The sequence below is a fragment of the Rhodopseudomonas sp. genome, from assembly GCF_048594845.1.
GTDB lineage: Bacteria > Pseudomonadota > Alphaproteobacteria > Rhizobiales > Xanthobacteraceae > Rhodopseudomonas.
The window spans coordinates 1-18,122 of sequence record NZ_JBMDXE010000161.1; the positions used below are offsets into that span (position 1 = coordinate 1).

General features: G+C 66.0%; 15 protein-coding genes. 11 read left to right on the forward strand and 4 right to left on the reverse strand.

Going from position 1 to position 18,122, the window contains the following annotated elements:
* On the reverse strand, positions 1 to 674 hold a 674-nt coding region (locus tag ACOJTD_RS09935), incomplete at its 3' end, for a TetR/AcrR family transcriptional regulator (RefSeq protein ID WP_420132755.1).
* 200 nt (positions 675 to 874) lie between these two features.
* On the opposite strand from ACOJTD_RS09935, the gene ACOJTD_RS09940 reads away from it, so the two are divergent.
* The 4 genes from ACOJTD_RS09940 to ACOJTD_RS09955 are packed head-to-tail and all read left to right on the forward strand — an operon-like array spanning position 875 to position 5,748.
* Positions 875 to 1,663 (forward strand): SDR family NAD(P)-dependent oxidoreductase, encoded by a 789-nt coding sequence (locus ACOJTD_RS09940; RefSeq protein WP_420132756.1) that lies wholly within the window; start codon positions 875 to 877, stop codon positions 1,661 to 1,663.
* Positions 1,664 to 1,703: 40 nt separating this feature from the next.
* Positions 1,704 to 3,452: a thiamine pyrophosphate-binding protein gene (locus tag ACOJTD_RS09945; RefSeq protein WP_420132757.1), complete on the forward strand. Its 1,749-nt coding sequence runs from the start codon at positions 1,704 to 1,706 to the stop codon at positions 3,450 to 3,452.
* 28 nt (positions 3,453 to 3,480) lie between these two features.
* Complete coding sequence (locus ACOJTD_RS09950) at positions 3,481 to 4,521, forward strand: alcohol dehydrogenase catalytic domain-containing protein (RefSeq protein WP_420132758.1); 1,041 nt, start codon at positions 3,481 to 3,483, stop codon at positions 4,519 to 4,521.
* Between the two features lie 18 nt (positions 4,522 to 4,539).
* Positions 4,540 to 5,748: an ABC transporter substrate-binding protein gene (locus ACOJTD_RS09955; protein WP_420132759.1), complete on the forward strand. Its 1,209-nt coding sequence runs from the start codon at positions 4,540 to 4,542 to the stop codon at positions 5,746 to 5,748.
* 9 nt (positions 5,749 to 5,757) lie between these two features.
* On the opposite strand, the gene ACOJTD_RS09960 is transcribed toward ACOJTD_RS09955, so the two are convergent.
* Positions 5,758 to 7,329 (reverse strand): PLP-dependent aminotransferase family protein, encoded by a 1,572-nt coding sequence (locus ACOJTD_RS09960; protein ID WP_420132760.1) that lies wholly within the window; start codon positions 7,327 to 7,329, stop codon positions 5,758 to 5,760.
* 204 nt (positions 7,330 to 7,533) lie between these two features.
* On the opposite strand from ACOJTD_RS09960, the gene ACOJTD_RS09965 reads away from it, so the two are divergent.
* The 7 genes from ACOJTD_RS09965 (at position 7,534) to ACOJTD_RS09995 (ending at position 15,760) form a co-directional block, all read left to right on the forward strand.
* Positions 7,534 to 9,177 carry an amidohydrolase gene (locus tag ACOJTD_RS09965; protein ID WP_420132761.1) on the forward strand — a complete coding sequence of 548 codons (1,644 nt, stop codon included), beginning with the start codon at positions 7,534 to 7,536 and terminating at the stop codon, positions 9,175 to 9,177.
* Positions 9,174 to 10,121, forward strand: a complete 948-nt coding sequence (locus tag ACOJTD_RS09970; protein WP_420132762.1) for a CobW family GTP-binding protein — start codon at positions 9,174 to 9,176, stop codon at positions 10,119 to 10,121. Before ACOJTD_RS09965 ends, ACOJTD_RS09970 begins: the two co-directional genes overlap by 4 nt.
* Positions 10,122 to 10,212: 91 nt before the next feature.
* Positions 10,213 to 11,814, forward strand: a complete 1,602-nt coding sequence (locus ACOJTD_RS09975) for an ABC transporter substrate-binding protein (protein ID WP_420132763.1) — start codon at positions 10,213 to 10,215, stop codon at positions 11,812 to 11,814.
* 19 nt (positions 11,815 to 11,833) lie between these two features.
* Positions 11,834 to 12,814: an ABC transporter permease gene (locus ACOJTD_RS09980; RefSeq protein ID WP_420132764.1), complete on the forward strand. Its 981-nt coding sequence runs from the start codon at positions 11,834 to 11,836 to the stop codon at positions 12,812 to 12,814.
* The gene (locus ACOJTD_RS09985) at positions 12,811 to 13,725 is read left to right on the forward strand and encodes an ABC transporter permease (RefSeq protein WP_420132765.1); all 915 of its coding nucleotides are present in this window, start codon (positions 12,811 to 12,813) and stop codon (positions 13,723 to 13,725) included. The genes ACOJTD_RS09980 and ACOJTD_RS09985 overlap by 4 nt, the downstream gene beginning before the upstream one ends.
* A 2-nt stretch (positions 13,726 to 13,727) precedes the next feature.
* On the forward strand, positions 13,728 to 14,726 hold the full coding sequence (locus ACOJTD_RS09990; protein WP_420132766.1) for an ABC transporter ATP-binding protein: 999 nt from the start codon (positions 13,728 to 13,730) through the stop codon (positions 14,724 to 14,726).
* Entirely contained in the window at positions 14,723 to 15,760 is a 1,038-nt protein-coding gene (locus ACOJTD_RS09995; protein ID WP_420132767.1) for an ABC transporter ATP-binding protein, read from the forward strand. The genes ACOJTD_RS09990 and ACOJTD_RS09995 overlap by 4 nt, the downstream gene beginning before the upstream one ends.
* A gap of 27 nt (positions 15,761 to 15,787) precedes the next feature.
* Here ACOJTD_RS09995 and ACOJTD_RS10000 read toward each other — a convergent pair whose 3' ends face one another.
* Positions 15,788 to 16,840 (reverse strand): Rieske 2Fe-2S domain-containing protein, encoded by a 1,053-nt coding sequence (locus tag ACOJTD_RS10000; protein ID WP_420132768.1) that lies wholly within the window; start codon positions 16,838 to 16,840, stop codon positions 15,788 to 15,790.
* A 44-nt stretch (positions 16,841 to 16,884) separates the two neighbouring features.
* The gene (locus ACOJTD_RS10005; protein WP_420132769.1) at positions 16,885 to 18,096 is read right to left on the reverse strand and encodes an ABC transporter substrate-binding protein; all 1,212 of its coding nucleotides are present in this window, start codon (positions 18,094 to 18,096) and stop codon (positions 16,885 to 16,887) included.
* Positions 18,097 to 18,122: the final 26 nt, after the last annotated feature.

Below are 18,122 nucleotides of genomic sequence, written 5' to 3' on the forward strand. Positions count from 1 at the left end.
CCGGGTCTGTCTTTGCTCCGGCTCTCTTCCGCTGCGATCAGGATGCTCTGGTAGCCGAGCAACCGCTCGCGCACACGGTCGGCTGCCGCAGGATTGGTGACGCCGAGCAGGGCCAGCGACGTGCTGTAGCCGAGCTCCGCCTCGACCTCGGGTTTCGACAGATCGCGGGAGATCCAGACGCTGATCGCCTGCAGGGCGATGCGGCGCAGGTTCATCGCCAGCGGCTCCTCGGCAACGAAAGCCTGCAGATAGCCGTGCTCCGCCAGGGCATGCGTCAGACGCCGCCAGAAACCGTCGCGCAGCGGCGTCGCCAGCGCCTGATGCGGCGCGCCCTTGAGGTCGAGCAGCTCGCGATACAGCGTCTTGTAGAACACCGGGTCGGAAAACCAGAACTCGGCGCACAGGCCGACGACTTCGTAGAGTTCGGCCAGCGGATCGGCGACGTCGCGCTCCTGCACCGCGCGGGTGAAGTCGGCCATGTCGGCGTCCAGCACAGCAAGCAGCACGGCCTGCTTAGAGCCGAACACGTTGTAGGGCGTCATATGTGCGACGTCGGCGCGGGCGGCCAGCGCCCGCATCGAGAACTCCGCCGATTCGGTTTCGGACAACAACGCGCGCGCGCCTGCGATGATCTTCTGCCGGAGTTCTTCGCGGGCCTGCTCGCGTGGGGGCAATGGGGCAGTCCTGTGTCCGTGACCTGAGCAGACTGTTGTAGTCGCTCGTCCTGTATTCGCGAAATCGCCTGCGGCGATCCGACCCCGATAGCAGCTTGACGGTGCGCGTTCGAGATCGATATAACGCGTTATACCAAAAGTGACGGTCAACGTCACACCGCAGCCGCCAAGCGGCGCGGACTTCGGGAGGACGCATCACCATGCGTTTCAACGGCAAGGTCGCTGTCGTCACGGCAGCAGCATCGGGCATTGGCGCGGCCACGGCCGCCCGCCTCGCGCGCGAAGGCGCGTATGTCTATGTCTCGGATATCGATCAGGACGGTCTGGCCCGACAGGCCAAAGTATTGGCCGACGTCGGTGCTCGCGTCTCGACGATGGTGGCCGACGTCACCGTGCCGGAGCAGGTCTCGGCGCTGATCGACGCCGCGGTGCGCGAGCAGGGCCGGCTCGATATCCTGATCAACAACGCCGGAATGGGCGCGTTCGGCCGCATCACCGAGGTGACACCGGAGGCCTGGCACCGCGTGTTTCGCATCTGCGTCGACTCGATTTTTCATGCCAGCCGCGCCGCGATCCCGCATCTGCTCCAGACGCGCGGCAACATCGTCAACACCGCCTCGATCTCCGGCCTGTTCGGTGACTACGGCTTCGCGGCCTACAACGCCGCGAAGGGCGCGGTTATCAATCTCACCCGCAACATGGCGCTCGACTACAGCCGCGACGGTCTCCGCGTGAACGCGGTGTGCCCGGGCCTGATCGCGACGCCGCTGTCGCTGAAGCTGCGAGACAACGCCGCGGTGATGGCGGAGTACGACCGCTTGATCCCGCTCGGCCGTCCCGGTTCGCCGGAGGAAATCGCCGGCGCGATCGCGTTCCTGGCGTCCGACGATGCCTCCTACGTCACCGGCGTCGCCTTAGCGGTCGATGGCGGGCTGACGGCCCGAACCGGGCAGCCGAATTTCCTCGGGCACCTGGCGCCCGCGCCCTGAGCCGACCCTTCGCGCAGACCGACAACAAAAGGAAACACCCATGTCCGCAGCGACTTCACCTGCCGTCGACTGGCTCGAGGGCGGCGAACTGCTCGCCCGCACGCTTCGTGACGCCGGCGTCGACACCGTATTCGCGCTGCACGGCGGTCACCTCGAATCCTTCTATCGTGGCTGCATCGCCAACGACATCCGGCTTGTCGATTTCCGCCACGAATCCTCGGCCGGCCACGCCGCCGACGGCTATGCGCGCGCCACCGGCAAGCTCGGCGTCTGCGTGATCACCGCCGGGCCCGGCTTCACCAACGGCGTCACCGCGATTCTCAACGCGCAGCTCGACAGCATCCCGACGCTGTTCATCGTCGGCTCGCCGCCGCTGCGCGAGGCCGAGACCAATGCGCTGCAAGGCGGCGTCGATCAGATTGCCGTCACGCTACCGATGGTAAAGTACGCGCATCGCATCACCAATACCGAACGCATCCCGGACCTCACCGCGCTGGCGATCCGCAAGGCGACCACCGGTCGCCGCGGCGCCGTGCTGCTCGATGTGCCGATCGACGTGCTGCACATGCGCGCCCACAAGGACGACGTCCGTCCGGCGTACGGGCTCACTATCAATCCCCGCCCGGCGCCGCATCCCGACGAGATCAAGTCCGCCATCGCGATCCTGAAGGCGAGCGAGCGGCCGGTGATCGTGGTCGGCGGCGAAGCGCGCTATTCGGACTGCCGCGACGATCTCGTCGCGCTGGCCGAGGCCACACAGATTCCGGTGGTGTCGAACACCCGCGGCATGGGCGTGTTTCCGAGCAGCCATCCGCTCAACGGTCAGGTGGTCGGCAATCTGGCGCTGCTGTCGGCGCAGCGCCCGGATGCTGCGCTGCTGCTCGGCACGCGGTTCGGCTTTCGCCTTGCCGGTCGCAGCACTGCGTTCTTTCCCGACGATGCGAAGCTGATTCAGGTGCACAGCGATGCCGCTGAGCTTGGCCGGCTTCGTCATGTCGAACTGCCGATCGTTGCCGATGTGGGCGCCGCGCTGACCACGCTGCGGACCGCCGCCGCGGCCGAAACCTGGCCGCAACGTCCGGCCTGGATCGAGGCGGTGACCAAGGCGCCGGCCAAGATGCGCGGCATGTTTCCGAACAAGCAGGGGCCGAAAGGCATTCATCCGTTCTGGGCCGCGGAAGCCGCGGTGCGGGCGGCGGGGGCGGACGCCGCGATCGTGCTCGACGGCGGCGAGGCGGCGAGCTGGGCCGCCTTCCATCTGCGTACCAATCAACCCGGCCACGTCCAGGGCGTCGGCTATCTCGGCTGCCTCGGCACCGGCCCCGGCCAGTCGATCGGCGCTCAGGTCGTCGATTCGGACAAGCGGGTGATGCAGATCACCGGCGACGGCGCGATGGGCTTTCATATCCAGGAGTTCGACACGATGAGCCGGCATCGTCTGCCGATCTGCACCATCGTGCTCAACAACGAGATCTGGGGCATGTCGATCCACGGTCAGCAGATCATGTACGGCGCCAATTACAGCGCGATCAGCGAGCTGCGCGGCACCAACTACGCCAGCGTCGCGGCGGCGTTCGGATGCCACGCCGAGCGCGTCACGGAATTCGACGAGATCGAGCCAGCGATCGCCCGGGCCTATGCGTCCGGCCAGCCGTCCTGCATCGAGATCATGATCGATCCCGACATCGTGCATCCGGTCACCGTCGCGGCGCTCGGCACGATCAGCGACGAGAAGCGCGAGATCATGATTCCCTACTACGAGAACATCCCGATCCGCCCGCAGGCATGACCGGCACCATCAACGCGGAGATGACCTCATGAAGGCGGCGGTGTTCGAAAAGACCGGCGAGCGGCTCGTCGTGCGTGACGTCGCCGCGCCGGCGCTGGGCGACAACGAACTGCTGCTCAAGGTGGCGTTCACCGGCATTTGCGGCTCGGATCTGCACGCGGCCGAGACGCCGGGCGTGCTGAAACCCGGCACCGTGATGGGACACGAGTTCACCGGCGAAATCGTGCAGTCGACCGCGCCCGACTGGCCGGTCGGCACTCGCGTCGCGGCCAACCCGTATTGGCTGTGCCACGCCTGCGCAGCCGGTGGCTCGTGCCGCAGCGGCGGCGATGCGGCCTGCGCCAGCGGCGGCTTCATGGGGTTTCGCCCCGATCTGCCGGGCGCCTATGCGGACTACGTGCGGATCCGCGCCGGGCAGGCGATCCGCTTGCCCGACAATGTGAGCCTGCGCGACGGCGCGTTGATGGAGCCGTTGGCGGTGGCGCGCCATGCGGTGGATGTCTGCGGACCGATGCAGGGCGCCGACGTGCTGGTGATCGGCGGCGGGCCGATCGGGCTCGGTGTCGTGCTGATGGCGATCGACGCCGGGGCTGCGCGGGTGGTGGTCAGCGAGCCGGATGCGAACCGCCGGGCCTGCGCGCTCGCGGTCGGCGCCGTCGCGGCGATTGATCCGATTGCCGAAGATCTGCCGGCCGCGCTCGGCCGGCTCGGCATCGGCGCGCCGGGTATCGTGTTCGAATGCGTCGGTGCGCCCGGCTTCCTGCAGCAGACCATCGACGTCATGGCGCTGCGCGGCCGGGCGGTGATCGTCGGCGTCTGCATGACCGAAGACCGGGTGCTGCCGCGCGCCGCGATCCGCAAGGAAGCGACGCTGAAATTCGTGCTCGGCTACACGATGGCCGACTTCCATCACGTCAGTCGTTATCTCGCGGAGCATGCTGCGACCGCCGCCGCGATGATTTCACGTGTCGTGTCGCTGAGCGAGCTTCCCGAAATCTTCGACCGGCTGCGCGCCGAGAAGTCACTGATCAAGGTGCTGGTGCGGCCCGACCAGGAATTCGAAACATAACAACAAAGGGGAAACGCAATGACCGCCATGGACCGCCGCCGCTTTCTGCTCGGCACCGCCACCACCATGCTGGTAGCGACCTCGATGAAAGCGCAGGCCGCCGACACCACCGGCATCACGCCGACCAGCATCCGCATCGGCAGCACCTCGCCGCAGAGCGGGCCAGTTTCGGCCTATGGGGTGCAGGCGCGCTGCCAAGCCGCGTATTTCAAGATGATCAACGATCGTGGCGGCATCGCCGGGCGCAAGATCGACTTCATCTATTACGACGACGCCTTCAACCCCGCCAAGACGGTGGAGCAGACCCGCAAGCTGGTCGAGAGCGACGAGGTGGCGCTGCTGTTCAGCAATCTCGGCACCGCGACCAATTCGGCGATCGTCAAATACGCCAACGCCAAGAGGATCCCGCATCTGTTCCTGTCGGTGAATGGCGACAAATGGAGCGACTACAAGGCGCATCCGTGGAGCATCGGCTTCGCGCCGAGTGCACGCACCGAGGCGGCGATCTTCGTCAAGCACATGCTGGCGGAGAAGCCCGACGCGAAGTTCGCGGTGCTGTATCAGAACGACGATTTCGGCAAGGACTTCGTCCTCGGCGCCAAGGATGTGCTGGGTGAGCGCGAGGCGCGTCAGCTCGTCACGATCTCGCACGAGACGTCGGACCCGACGATCGATTCCCAGATCCTGCAACTCCGCGCCGCTGCGCCCGATGCGCTGATTTCCGGCACGACGGCGAAGTTCACCGCGCAGGCGATCCGCAAGGTGGCGGAGACGCGCTGGCAGGTCCGCCACTACATCACCGGCGGCTCGTCGTCCTACGCGGGCACGATCGGCCCTGCCGGTCCCGAAAACGCGGTCGGCGTAATCTCGTCGGCCTATCTGAAAGACGTTTCCGATCCGGCCTGGACGGACGACCAGGGCATCAAGGATTTCCTCGCCTTCATGCAGAACTACTTCCCGGAAGGCAACAAGGACGACTTCTACAATCTGTACGCCTACACGGTGGCGTCGGCGCTGGTGAAGGTGCTGACGCAGTGCGGCGCCAATTGCACGCGCGAAAACATCATGGCGCAGGCGACCAATCTGAAGGACGTCGAGCTGCCGACGCTGCTGCCCGGCATCCGCGTTAATACCAGCCCGACGGACTATCGGCCGCTGACCCAGGTGCAACTGCAGAAATGGGACGGCAAGGCCTGGGTGCGGTTCGGCGAGGTGCTGGGCGCGTAGCGGCGGCCGCTACGCCTTCAGATGCTGGGCGATGACGTCGCCGAGGCGCTGGATGCCGACTTCGATCCGGTCGGTGCGGATCGACGAGAAGCCGAGCCGGAAGCAATGCCGGCTCGCAGTCTCGTCCATCGAGAACACCGCGCCCGGCTCGATCACCACGCCCTGCGCCAGCGCGGCCTGCGCCAGCGCGGTGGCATCCGTGCCGGGCGGGCAGGCGATCCAGTAGTTGGTGCTGCCGGGGCCGCGCGAGAACGTACAATCCGGCAGATATTTGGGAAGAAGGCGGTCGAGCAGCTTGGCGCGCTCCAGCAGCACGCGGCCGACCTGCTGCAGATGCGAGCGATAATGCCCAAGGCCGATGAACAGCGCGGCGACGCGCTGGTTGTTGAGCGGCGGATGCCGCAGCATCAGCCGGCGCAGCGCGCGCAATTCGCGGATCACCGGCGCCGGCGCCACGACGTAGCCGAGCCGTAGTCCTGGAGCGAGCGCCTTGGACAGGCTACCGACGTAGAGCACGTTGCTGGCGTGATCGAGACTCTTGAGCGGCGGAAGCGTCGACGACTCCGCCATCAGCTCGCCTTCGTAATCGTCCTCGACCAGCACGACATCGCCGGCCTCGGCGGCTTTCAGCAGTTCAAGCCGCCGCTGCATCGGCATCACCGTCGCGGTCGGGCATTGATGGCTGGCGGTGACGTAGGCGAGCGCGCAGCTCTGAAAGGTTTCGTCCGGCAGCAGGCCCTGCGCGTCCGAGCGCAGTGGCAGCACGTCCGGTGTCAGCATTCGGAAGATATTGCGGGCGTCCGGATAGCCGGGCTCCTCCATGCCGACACGGGTGCGATTGTTGATGAACAGCGTCGCGATCAGATACAGCGCGTGCTGGGCGCCGATCGTCATCATGATTTCGTCGGAGCGCGCATGAATGCCGCGGCGCGGCAGAACCTGCAGCTGCAACTGCTCGATCAGCGCCGGATCGTCGCCATCGATCAGGTCGCGGGCCCAGTTGTTGATCTCCGGAACGCTCAGCGCCGCGCGCGCCGATTCCCGCCAGTCATTAGTGGGGAACAGGCTGGGGTCGAATTGTCCAAAAATGAACGGGTAGGGATGCGCCTGCCAGTCGGCGGGTTTCACGATGTTGCGGTGCGCCGACGGCTGGACCGCGTAGCGCGTGGCCCAATGCGCATCGTCGCGGCTGGCGGCCTCGGTCGGCTTTTCGGCGCCGGTGGCGATCTTCTTCGACAGGCCAGCGACGAAGTAACCGCTGCGCTGCCGCGACACCAGGAAGTTCTGGTCGACCAGTTGCTCGTAGGCGATCACCACGGTGTTGCGCGAGACCTTCAGCACACCGGCGAGATCGCGGCTGGAGGGCATCCGCATGCCAAGCGGCAGCCGGCCGTCCTCGATCGCGGTGACGATGATCTGGCGTATCTGCAATTGCAGGAAAGAGCCGCCGCGATCCATCCCGCGGAACAATGAGCCCCAGAACAGCGCATCGCTGTTGCCTAAGGATGCGGCATTTGCCGAAGGATCGAGCGCTTCAGTCCGCGGCGCTTCCGGGTAACTGAGCTGTGCGAGCTTTCCCAAGACGATATAACCTACTCAACGCGGGCGGATCCCATCGGCACGGAATCCAAGTATGTCGGTTTGCGAGTAAGAAGCAAGAAGTCTGCCATCGAGCCCGGCGCTGGGCGGATAGGTGCTGGCTCCATTCGTCCGGGGCATCTGGCGCTAGTGCGTGTCGGTCGATCGCTTCACGCTTGCAACTGCAAGTTCGAAAGGCTCAGCAGCGTGACTCAGGACACCGTCGTTTACTCGGCCCGCAAGATCATCACCATGAATCCGATGCGTCCGTTCGCGACGCATGTTGCAGTGCGTGATGGGCGGATCGTCGCGACGGGATCGGCCGATGAGTTGTGCGCGAACGGTGCGCGGCTCGACGATCGCTTCGCCGACAAGGTGCTGATGCCGGGCTTCGTCGAGGGCCATGCCCACATCATGGAAGGCCTGATGTGGAAACAGCCTTATGTCGGCGCGTTCGATCGGCGCTCGCCCGAGGGCAAAGTGGTCGCCGGCGTTCCCGACATCGAGTCGATCGTTTCGCGGTTGCAGCAAGCCGAAGCGGCGATGCCCGACGATTCCACGCCGCTGTATGCGTGGGGCTTCGACCCGCTGCATATCGGCGGCAAGATGCTGACGCGGCAGGATCTCGATCGCGTCTCGACCAAGCGGCCGGTGCTGGTGGTGCACGCCTCGTTCCATATCAACAACGTCAATACCGCGACGCTCGAACTCGCTGATCTGCTACGCGCGACCGACATCTCGGGCGTGGTCGCCGGCGCCGATGGCCTCGCCAGCGGTGAACTGCAAGGAATCCCCGCACGGATGCGGCTGTTCCGCGCGCTCGGCGGCAACCCGATGGCCGGCAACATCACCGAGGCGGACGTGCGGCGCTACGCGGCGTCGTCCTGCGTGCAGGGCGTCACCACCATCACCGACCTGCACAACGACCTCAACGATCCGACCATCGAGGTGTATCGCAGCGTCGCCAGCCAGGACGATTTCGGCGTCCGTCTGGTGCCGGCACTCGCGGCGGTGTCGCATACGCCCGAGCAGGCGATCGCCAAGCTCGAAACGCTGCGCGCGCACGCCGGCCCCAAGCTGCACTACGGCATCGTCAAGCTGGTGGTCGACGGCTCGATCCAGGGCTTTACCGCGCGGCTGCGTTGGCCCGGCTATCACAACGGCGCCGCCAACGGCCTGTGGTACATCGCGCCCGAGGAACTGCCGCGGCTGGTCGACAAGTATCACCGTGCCGGCGCTCAGCTCCACATCCATACCAATGGCGACGAGGCGACCGAAGCGGCGCTCGACGCGATCGAAGCGGCGCAGATCGCGGCGCCGCGGCCGGATCACCGCCACACGCTGCAGCATTGCCAGATGGCCGATGCGGCGCAGTTCCGCCGCATGAAAGCGCTCGGCGTCTGCGCCAATCTGTTCGCCAACCACATCTACTACTGGGGCGATGCGCATTACGAACTCACCATGGGGCCGGAGCGCGCGTCGCGGATCGATGCCACCGGCACCGCGCGCCGCATCGGCGTGCCGTTCGCGATCCATTCGGATGCGCCGGTGACGCCGTTGGCGCCGCTGTTCACCGCCTGGTGCGCGGTCAATCGCGTCACCTCCGGCGGCCGTGTGCTCGGCCGCGACACCGAGGAGCTGACAGTGGAGCAGGCGCTCGCCGCCATCACGGTCGACGCCGCCTATACGCTGAAGATGGATCATCTGGTTGGCAGCATCGAAACCGGCAAGTACGCCGACTTCGCCGTGCTGGAAGACGATCCGCTGAGCGTTGCGCCGGAGAAGCTCAAGGACGTGGCGATCTGGGGTACCGTGGTCGGCGGCGTCGTTCGGGAGGCGCCCCGCGCATGAGGAAAGCGACCGCGACCATTCCAGTCACGGTGATCGGCGGCTTCCTCGGCGCTGGCAAGACCACGTTCGTCAACCATCTGCTCGCCGGCGGCGGGCCGCGCACCGCAGTGCTGGTCAATGATTTCGGCGAGATCAATGTCGACGCGAGCCTGATCCAGGGCCACGACGGCACCACCATGACGCTGACTAATGGCTGCATCTGCTGCAGCATCGGCACCAGCTTCATCGAGACGATGTGCCAAGTGCTCGATGCCGAGGTGCCGTTCGAGCGCATCGTGATCGAGGCCTCGGGCGTCGGCGATCCGTGGAAGATCGCCGAGATCGCGCTGATCGAGCCGACGTTGCGGCTCGATCGCGTGATCGTGCTGGCCGATGCCAGCCGGATCGCGGCGCTGATCGACGATGCGCGCGTCGGGGCCACGGTGCGTGGCCAGTTCGAGCGCTGCGACGTCGTGCTGCTGAACAAGACCGATCTGGTCGATGCCGCCGCGTGTGCCGCCGCTCGTGCAGCGGTGCTGGCGCTTCGCCCTGGTGTGCGCATCATCGACACCGCGCCCGGTTCTTTGCCGACGCTCGCTTCGCTCGATGCGCCGGCGAATGCCTCGGCTTTCCGCGCCGATTCACCGGCGGCATCGGACCACGGCGCCACCTTTCGCAGCTTCGCGTATCGTCGCGACGGCGCGTTCGATCGCACCCGCATCGCCGGTGCGGTGGCGGCGCTGCCGCCGGAACTGCTGCGGCTCAAGGGCTCGTGTCGCCTCGACGGCGAGACGTCGCCGCAGGTGTTTCAGATGGTCGAGGGTGTATGGTCGCTGGTGCCGGCCGATCCGCCAGGCGACGCGGACGGCATCGTGCTGGTCGGGGTCGGCACCGCCGACCTGCCGGAGCCTGCAGTGCTCGACGCGATCCTCGACCGAGCGCTTGTCGTTGGAGTCGCGGCGTGAGCAGCGCGTCGCGCAGTCTCGTTTCGTCGGTGCGTAGCGCTTGCGCATCGATCGCTACCAATCTCGAACCTTCATGGCGGAGTTCAAATCGATGATGTTGACGAAGCGGTCCTTTGTTATCGGAGCTCTCGGCGGCGCCGCCCTGATGGGCCTGCCGTTCGAAACGCGCGCGCAGTCGGCCGGCAGCGGCGGCACGCTGGTGATCGGGTCGACCCAGGTGCCACGGCACTTCAACGGCGCGGTGCAGTCCGGCATCGCCACCGCGCTGCCGAGCACGCAGATCTTCGCCAGCCCGCTTCGCTTCGACGAAAACTGGAAGCCGCAGCCGTATCTCGCCAAGTCGTGGGAAGTCGCGCCGGACGGGCTGTCGATCACGCTGAAGCTGGTCGACGACGCGGTGTTCCACGACGGCAAGCCTGTCACGTCCGAGGACGTCGCGTTCTCGATCATGACCATCAAGGCCAACCACCCGTTCAAGACCATGCTGGCGGCCGTCGACAGCGTCGAGACGCCCGATCCGAAGACCGCGATCGTGAAGCTGGCGCATCCGCATCCGGCGCTGCTGCTGGCGATGTCGCCGGCGCTGATGCCGATCCTGCCCAAGCACGTCTATGGCGACGGCCAGGACGTCAAGACGCATCCGGCCAATCTCAAGCCGGTCGGCTCCGGTCCCTACAAGCTCACCGAGTACAAACAGGGCGATTACTACACGCTCGAGAAGTTCGACAAGTTCTTCATTCCCGGCCGGCCCAAGCTCGACAAGATCGTGGTGCGGCTGATTTCGGACCCGAACGCCCTGATGGTTTCGACCGAGCGCGGCGAGGTCCATGCGGTGCCATTCGTCACCGGCGTGCGCGATATCGATCGGCTCGAAAAGGCGAAGAACATTGTCGTCACCGACAAGGGCTTTGCCGGCCTCGGTGCATTGAACTGGCTGGCCTTCAACACCAAAAAGAAGCCGCTCGACGACGTCCGCGTCCGCAAGGCGATCGCCTACGCGGCGAACCGCGACTTCATCGTCAGCAAGCTGATGGGTGGCAAGGCGATGCCGTCGATCAGCCCGATCGCACCCGGCTCGCCGCTCGAAGAGAAGAACGTCGAACTCTACAAGTTCGACATCGCCAAGGCCAACAAGCTGCTCGACGAAGCCGGGCTGAAGCCGGACGGCAGCGGCACCCGCGCTACGCTGACCATCGACTATCTGCCGGGTAACGACGAACAGCAGCGCAACGTCGCCGAATATATGCGCTCGGCGCTGAAGCGCGTCGGCCTCAATCTCGAAGTCCGCGCCGCGCCCGACTTCCCGACCTGGGCGCAGCGGGTCTCCAACTTCGATTTCGATCTGACGATGGACTCGGTCTACAACTGGGCCGATCCGGTGATCGGTGTCGACCGCACCTATCTGACGTCGAACATCCGCAAGGGCATCATCTGGTCCAATACCCAGCAGTACTCCAATCCCAAGGTCGACGAGATCCTCGGCAAGGCCGCGGTCGAAACCTCGCCGGAGAAGCGCAAGGCGCTGTATTCGGAGTTCCAGAAGATCGTCGTCGACGAGGTGCCGATCTTCTTCATCAACGCGGTGCCGTTCCACAATGCGTTCGCCAAGGGCCTCGGAGGGCTGCCGACGACGATCTGGGGCGTCGTCTCGCCGCTCGATGAGATCCACTGGGTGACCCCGCCGAAGACCTGATCCTAGCACGAAATCAGCCATGACGCTTCTCACCCATCTGTTCGGAAAACTCGCTAACGCCGCGGCGCTGCTGCTCGCGGTGCTGGTGCTGAATTTCTGCCTGATCCATCTCGCACCGGGCGATCCCGTGCAGGTGATCGCCGGCGAGATGGGTGGGGCGTCGGCCGAGGTGATCGCCGAGCTGCGCGCCAAGTACGGACTCGACCAGAGCCTGCTGACGCAGCTGTTCACCTATCTCGGCAAGGTGCTGCACGGTGACTTCGGTTTCTCCTACTACTTCAACCAGCCGGTGCTGGGCCTGATCGCCCAGCGCCTGCCGGCCTCGCTCTATCTCGCACTGTCGTCGCTGTTCGCAGCGGTGATGATCGGGACGCTGCTCGGCGTGATCAGCGCGCGGCGACCGAACGGTCTGCTCAGCCATGGCGTCACCGTGCTGTCGCTGGCCGGCTATGCGGCGCCGGTGTTCTGGACCGGCTTGATGCTGCTGCTGCTGTTCGGCTCGGTGTGGCCGGTGCTGCCGGTCAGCGGCATGGCCGACGTGGTCAACCCGAAGAGCGGCGTCGCCTATGTGTTCGACGTGCTGACCCATCTGGTGCTGCCGTCGCTGACGCTGGCACTGGTGTTCCTGGCGCAGTATTCGCGGCTGGCGCGCGTCAACATGATCGATGTGCTGTCGGCCGACTATGTCCGCACCGCGCGCGCCAAAGGTCTGCCCGAAGGGGTGGTGATCTTCAAGCACGCGCTGCGCAACGCGCTGATCCCGATCGTTACCGTGGTCGGTCTGCAGTTCGGCAACCTGTTCGCCGGCGCCGTGCTGGTCGAGACGGTGTTCAGCTGGCCCGGTATGGGCCGGCTGGTGTTCGACTCGATTCTGCGCCGCGACTATCCGACCCTGATGGCGGTGCTGTTCTTCTCGGCCGTGATGGTCATCGCCGCCAACATCATCACCGATCTGGTGTACCGCCTGATCGATCCACGGATCCGCGCGGGAGCCCGATGAGCACGCTCGACCACACCCTGATCGCGACTCCGCCCACGCCCGTCGTGCCGGTTGCGCTCCCCGCCACGCCCGCGGTGTCGCCTGCTCGGGCGGCGTTCCGACAGTTCATGAAGAGCCCGTCCGGCGTCGCCGGCGCGGTGCTGCTGATCCTGCTGGTAGCGATGACGCTGGCCGGGCCGTGGCTCTACACGATTGATCCGCTGGAGATCGTCGGCCTGCCGTTCACGCCGCCGTCGGCCGATGCCTGGCTCGGCACCGATTATCTCGGCCGCGACGTGCTGGCCGGTCTGGTGCATGGCGGCCGCGCGACGCTGACGGTCGGCGCGGTGGCGGCGCTGATCACCATCGCGATCGGCGTCACGGTCGGTGCGCTGGCAGGTTTCTTCGGCGGCTGGATCGACAGCCTGCTGGTCAAGATCGCCGAATTCTTCCAGGTGCTGCCGCCGCTGCTGTTCGCGATGGTGCTGGTGACGCTGTTCGGGCCGAAGCTGACCACGATCACGCTGGCGATCGGAGCGGTGAGCTGGACCTCGGCGGCGCGGCTGACGCGCGCCGAATTCATGCGGCTGCGCGACCTAGACTTTATCAAAGCGTCGCGCGCCGCCGGCGCCGGCAATCTGCATCTGATCCTGCGAGTGGTGCTGCCCAACGCGCTGCCGCCGATCATCGTGTCGGCGACGCTGGCGATCGGCGTCGCCATCCTGTTCGAAGGTGGCCTGAGCTTCCTCGGCCTCGGCGATCCCAACACCATGAGCTGGGGTCTGATGATCGGCCAGAACCGCAACTACGTGCTCGACGCCTGGTGGGCGGTGACGTTCCCCGGCGCCGCGATCTTCCTGTCGGTGCTGGCGATCAGCCTGGTGGGCGACGGTGTCAACGATGCGGTCAATCCGCGGCTGCGACGGAGGTGATGATGGCGCCGGTGCTCGAAGTCGACAAGCTCAGCGTCAGCATGACCGATCGCCGCGGCGATCTGGTGCCGGTGCTGGAGAATCTGTCGTTCACCATCGACAAGGGCAAGACGATCGCGCTGGTCGGCGAGAGTGGCTGCGGCAAGAGCATGACGGCGCTGGCGATCATGCGGCTGCTGCCGGAAGGTTTCGTCGTCACCGGCGGCCGCATCCTGCTCGAAGGCGAGGATTTGCTGACGGCGCGGAGCAAACGGATGCGCGCGTTGCGCGGCGACGCGGTGTCAATGGTGTTCCAGGAGCCGATGACGGCGCTCAACCCGCTCTACACCGTCGGCGATCAGATCGCCGAGGTGCTGTATTATCACCGCCGCATGAGCCGCAAGGATGCGACCGAGCAGGCGGTGCAGTTTCTCAAGGCGGTGCAGATCCCGGCCGCCGAGCAGCGCGCCACGGCCTCTCCGCACCAGCTGTCCGGCGGCCTGCGGCAGCGGGTGATGCTCGCGAGGGCGCTGGCCTGCAAGCCGAAGCTGCTGATTGCCGACGAGCCGACCACCGCGCTCGACGTAACCGTGCAGGCGCAGATCTTCGATCTCTTGGCCAAGCTGCAGGACGAGACCGAGACCGCGATCGTGCTGATCACCCACGATCTCGGCGCGGTCGCCGAACTCGCTGACGACATCGCCGTGCTGTACGCCGGCCGTTGCATCGAGACCGGCCCGTCGCACGAACTCGCGGCGGCGCCGCGCCATCCTTATACGCGCGGGCTGCTCGGCTGCGTGCCGCATCTTGCGGTCGGTGTCGCCAAGCCTGACCATTGGGTCGATCTCGGCGAGATCCCAGGCATGGTGCCGTCGCTCGGCAATCGCGGGCCGGACTGCGCCTTTCTGGCGCGCTGCGCCAATGCCCGCGACGTATGCCGCTCGCGTCCGCAGCCGCCGCTCGGCGCCATCGCGCCGGGCCACACCGTGTCGTGCTGGCGCGCCGAGGAGATCGCCGCATGATGCATCCGCGCCCCAATCCGCCGGACGGCGATCCGATCCTGCTCGACGTCAATGACCTCGTGGTGCATTTCCGCGCCGGCAAGAAGAAGCCGTGGGGCAAACCGTCCTTCGTCCACGCGGTCGATGGGGTGAGTTTCCGCGTCAAGCGCGGCACCACCTTTGGCATCGTCGGCGAGAGCGGATCCGGCAAGTCGACCACCGCACAGGCGATCATGCGGCTGGTGCCGTCGACCTCCGGCCAGATCGTGTTTCGCGGCGAAGACATCATGCCGCTCACCGGCGAGCCGCTGCGCCAGGTGCGCCGGCACGTGCAGATCGTGTTTCAGGACCCGTTCTCAGCGCTCGATCCGCGCCGCCGCGCCGGCGACCAGATCCGCGAGCCGCTCGATCTATTGAACATCGGCACCCGCGGTGAGCGTGACGCGCGCGTCAAGCAGCTGCTCGCCGAAGTCGGCTTGCCGCCCGAAGCCGCCGACCTGTTCCCGCACCAGTTCTCGGGTGGACAACGGCAGCGGCTGTGCATCGCGCGTGCGCTGGCGCCGGAGCCGGAGCTGATCGTCTGCGACGAGGCGGTGTCGGCACTCGACGTCGCAATCCAGGCGCAGATCCTCAATCTGTTGAAGAAGCTGCAGCGCGAGCGCGGCCTGACCTACATCTTCATCTCGCACGATCTCGGTGTCATTCAGCAGTTCTGCGACGAGATCGCCGTGATGTATCTCGGCAAGGTGGTGGAACAGGCGCCGGCCTCGACGCTGTTCACCGCGCCGCGCCATCCCTACACATGGTCGCTGGTGTCGGCCGCGGTGCCGCCCGGTCCGCTCCGCGACGAACTCAAGGCGAAGTACCTGGTGAAAGGCGAGCCGCCGTCACCGGTCGATCCGCCGCCCGGCTGCCGCTTCGCCGGCCGCTGCCCGTTCGTGATCGACCGCTGCCGCGCCGACCTGCCGTTCCTCGACGCCACCGGCCCCGAGCACTACGTCGCCTGCCACCGCAAGGACGAGCTCGGCATTCCGGATTTTGCGCCGAAGAGCTGAACTCCGCCGCTGCCGAACGGAGCAGAGTTACTCCGCCGGAACAGCGACCCGCGGTTCGGCTTCTGCGTCCACCATCCGCTCGACGATCCGGCGCATGCGTTGCGGTGCGACGTCGATGCCGAGGCGGATGCGTTTGAAGCCTGGCCGCGCCTGATCGGCCTGTTCGATGCGCTCGAGGATGTCCTTGTCCTCATTGAACGCGATCCGGAAGTCGTCGTGCAGGCGCTGATCGACATCGGCGTCTTCGAGGGCGAAATTTCGCACATGCAGCCAATGGTCGATGCAGTGATGGTCGTCGACCGGGGTGATGAAATGGCACGCGAAGATCCGCATCCCGGCGTCGCGCTGTTCCGGGTCGGCGATCGCCCCCGCGTCCGCGCTGCCGAAATCGATCACCGCGATGCTGGGAGCGAGATAATCGTAGTAGTGCCAGCGATCGACATTGCCAGCGAAGTTGCCGTATTTGGCGAAGATTGGGATTGGCGCCGCATCCTTGATCCAGCGCCAGACCAGCACGCCGCGGTCGTTGACTGTGTGCTCGACCGGGATCTCTTCGCTCGCCGCGTTGCCGAGCGTCGACAGATGCACGAAACTGACATGGGCAGGGTCGCACAGATTGTCGGCGAGGTTGAGGTAGTTGGTGCCGATCTGCAGCGCGTCGCCATGCGCGGCGTGCCAATTGGGCTGGCCGTATTGCGGCAGGTCGTAGATCTGTGCGGGATCGGCCAACGCCGGGTCACCGGGCCATATCCAGACCAGGCCCATCTTCTCGTGCAGCGGATAGGACGGCACACGCGCGTTGGCCGGGATGATCGGCTGACCGGGAATCCGGATGCAGCGGCCGTCGCGCCCGAACGTCATGCCGTGATAGCCGCATTCGATGGCGTCACCCTTGAGCTTGCCGATCGACAACGGCGCCAGCCGGTGCGGACAGACGTCGTCCAGCGCAATCGGCTCGCCGGCCTCGCTGCGATAGACCACGAGATCGATGCCGAGGATGCGGTGGCAGCCCAGCGTCCGCGTCACGTCACGCGACCACGTCAGCGGGTACCATTGGTTGCGAGGGGCGATCAGCTTCATGGCGGGCTCTTTCAAGGCGTGCGGCATGGTCATGGGGATGCTGGCTATTCGTCTTTGATCTTGGCCAGCACGTCGGCGTCGCTCGGTTGATGCAAGGCGCCATCGACGTAGCGCCAGTCGGTCATCACGCCCTGGCCATCCTTGACGGCCAGCTTGCCGATATAGATTCCCAGCGTGGACTGGTGATCCACGGCACGGAACGAAACCGGGCCGCACGGCGAGTCGATTTTCACATGCTCCATCGCGGCGATGAGAGCTTCGGTGTCGGTCGACCCCGCGGCTTCGATCGCCTTGGCGAGTACCAGAGTATTGATGTAACCGATCAGCGCACCGATGTTCGGGCTGTCCTTGAACCGCGCCCGATACGCCTCGACGAAGGCCCGGTGCTCCGGCGTCGCGATCTCGCTCCACGGATAGCCGGTGACGATCCATCCCGCGGGAGCCTCGTCCTTCAGCGGCGCCAGATATTCGGGCTCCCCGGTCAACAGGCTGACGACTGTCCGGTTCGCGAATGCATTCCGGGTCGTTCCTTCCCGCACCAGTCGGACGAGATCGGAGCCGAACGTGGCGTTGAAGATCGCCTCGGGATTGCCGGCCGTCATCGCTTGCACGACGGAACCCGCGTCGAGCTTGCCGAGGGGCGGCCATTGCTCGGAAACGAACTCCACATCGGGACGGAGACGCCGCAGTTCCTGCTTGAAGTTAGCGACCGCCGCCTGGCCGAATTCGTAGTTCGGGGCGATCGTCGTCCAGCGCCGCGCGGGTAGCTTGGCGGCCTCCTGGGCCAGGATGGCGGTCTGGGTATAGGTCGACGGTCGCAGCCGGAAGGTGTAGCGGCTGCGCTTTTCCCAGATCAGCGCGTCAGTCAATGGCTGGGACGCCAGAAAGAAGATCTTCCGCCGCTTGGCGAAATCGGAAACCGCCAGTCCGACATTGGAGAGGATGGTGCCGGTGAGCAGATCGACGTGCTCTGCATCGACGAGCTGGGCCGCCTGCGTGATGGCCGCGTCGGGCTTGCCCGCATCGTCGCGGGCGATGATCTCGATTTTGCGGCCGAGCACCCCGCCCCGATCGTTGATCTGATCACGCGCAAGTTCCCAGCCCTGCCGATAACCCCGAGCGCCGATTGGCAGCGCGGAATAGCTTGAAACGTCGCCGATCCTGATCGGCGGCCGATCGTCTGCATCGGCAGCACCCGCGACGGCCATGATCGCCGCCGCAAACAAGACCAGCCTTCCCGCAAAGCGCATGCCCATCGCCGACCCTCCGCCATTACGCAGAT

Coding starts and splice junctions, on each gene's coding strand:
- ACOJTD_RS09940 (WP_420132756.1), top strand. CDS start 875: ATGCGTTTCAACGGCAAGGTCGCTGTCGTCACGGCAGCAGCATCGGGC.
- ACOJTD_RS09945 (WP_420132757.1), top strand. CDS start 1,704: ATGTCCGCAGCGACTTCACCTGCCGTCGACTGGCTCGAGGGCGGCGAA.
- ACOJTD_RS09950 (WP_420132758.1), top strand. CDS start 3,481: ATGAAGGCGGCGGTGTTCGAAAAGACCGGCGAGCGGCTCGTCGTGCGT.
- ACOJTD_RS09955 (WP_420132759.1), top strand. CDS start 4,540: ATGACCGCCATGGACCGCCGCCGCTTTCTGCTCGGCACCGCCACCACC.
- ACOJTD_RS09970 (WP_420132762.1), top strand. CDS start 9,174: ATGAGGAAAGCGACCGCGACCATTCCAGTCACGGTGATCGGCGGCTTC.
- ACOJTD_RS09975 (WP_420132763.1), top strand. CDS start 10,213: ATGATGTTGACGAAGCGGTCCTTTGTTATCGGAGCTCTCGGCGGCGCC.
- ACOJTD_RS09980 (WP_420132764.1), top strand. CDS start 11,834: ATGACGCTTCTCACCCATCTGTTCGGAAAACTCGCTAACGCCGCGGCG.
- ACOJTD_RS09985 (WP_420132765.1), top strand. CDS start 12,811: ATGAGCACGCTCGACCACACCCTGATCGCGACTCCGCCCACGCCCGTC.
- ACOJTD_RS09990 (WP_420132766.1), top strand. CDS start 13,728: ATGGCGCCGGTGCTCGAAGTCGACAAGCTCAGCGTCAGCATGACCGAT.
- ACOJTD_RS09995 (WP_420132767.1), top strand. CDS start 14,723: ATGATGCATCCGCGCCCCAATCCGCCGGACGGCGATCCGATCCTGCTC.
- ACOJTD_RS10000 (WP_420132768.1), bottom strand. CDS start 16,840: ATGAAGCTGATCGCCCCTCGCAACCAATGGTACCCGCTGACGTGGTCG.
- ACOJTD_RS10005 (WP_420132769.1), bottom strand. CDS start 18,096: ATGGGCATGCGCTTTGCGGGAAGGCTGGTCTTGTTTGCGGCGGCGATC.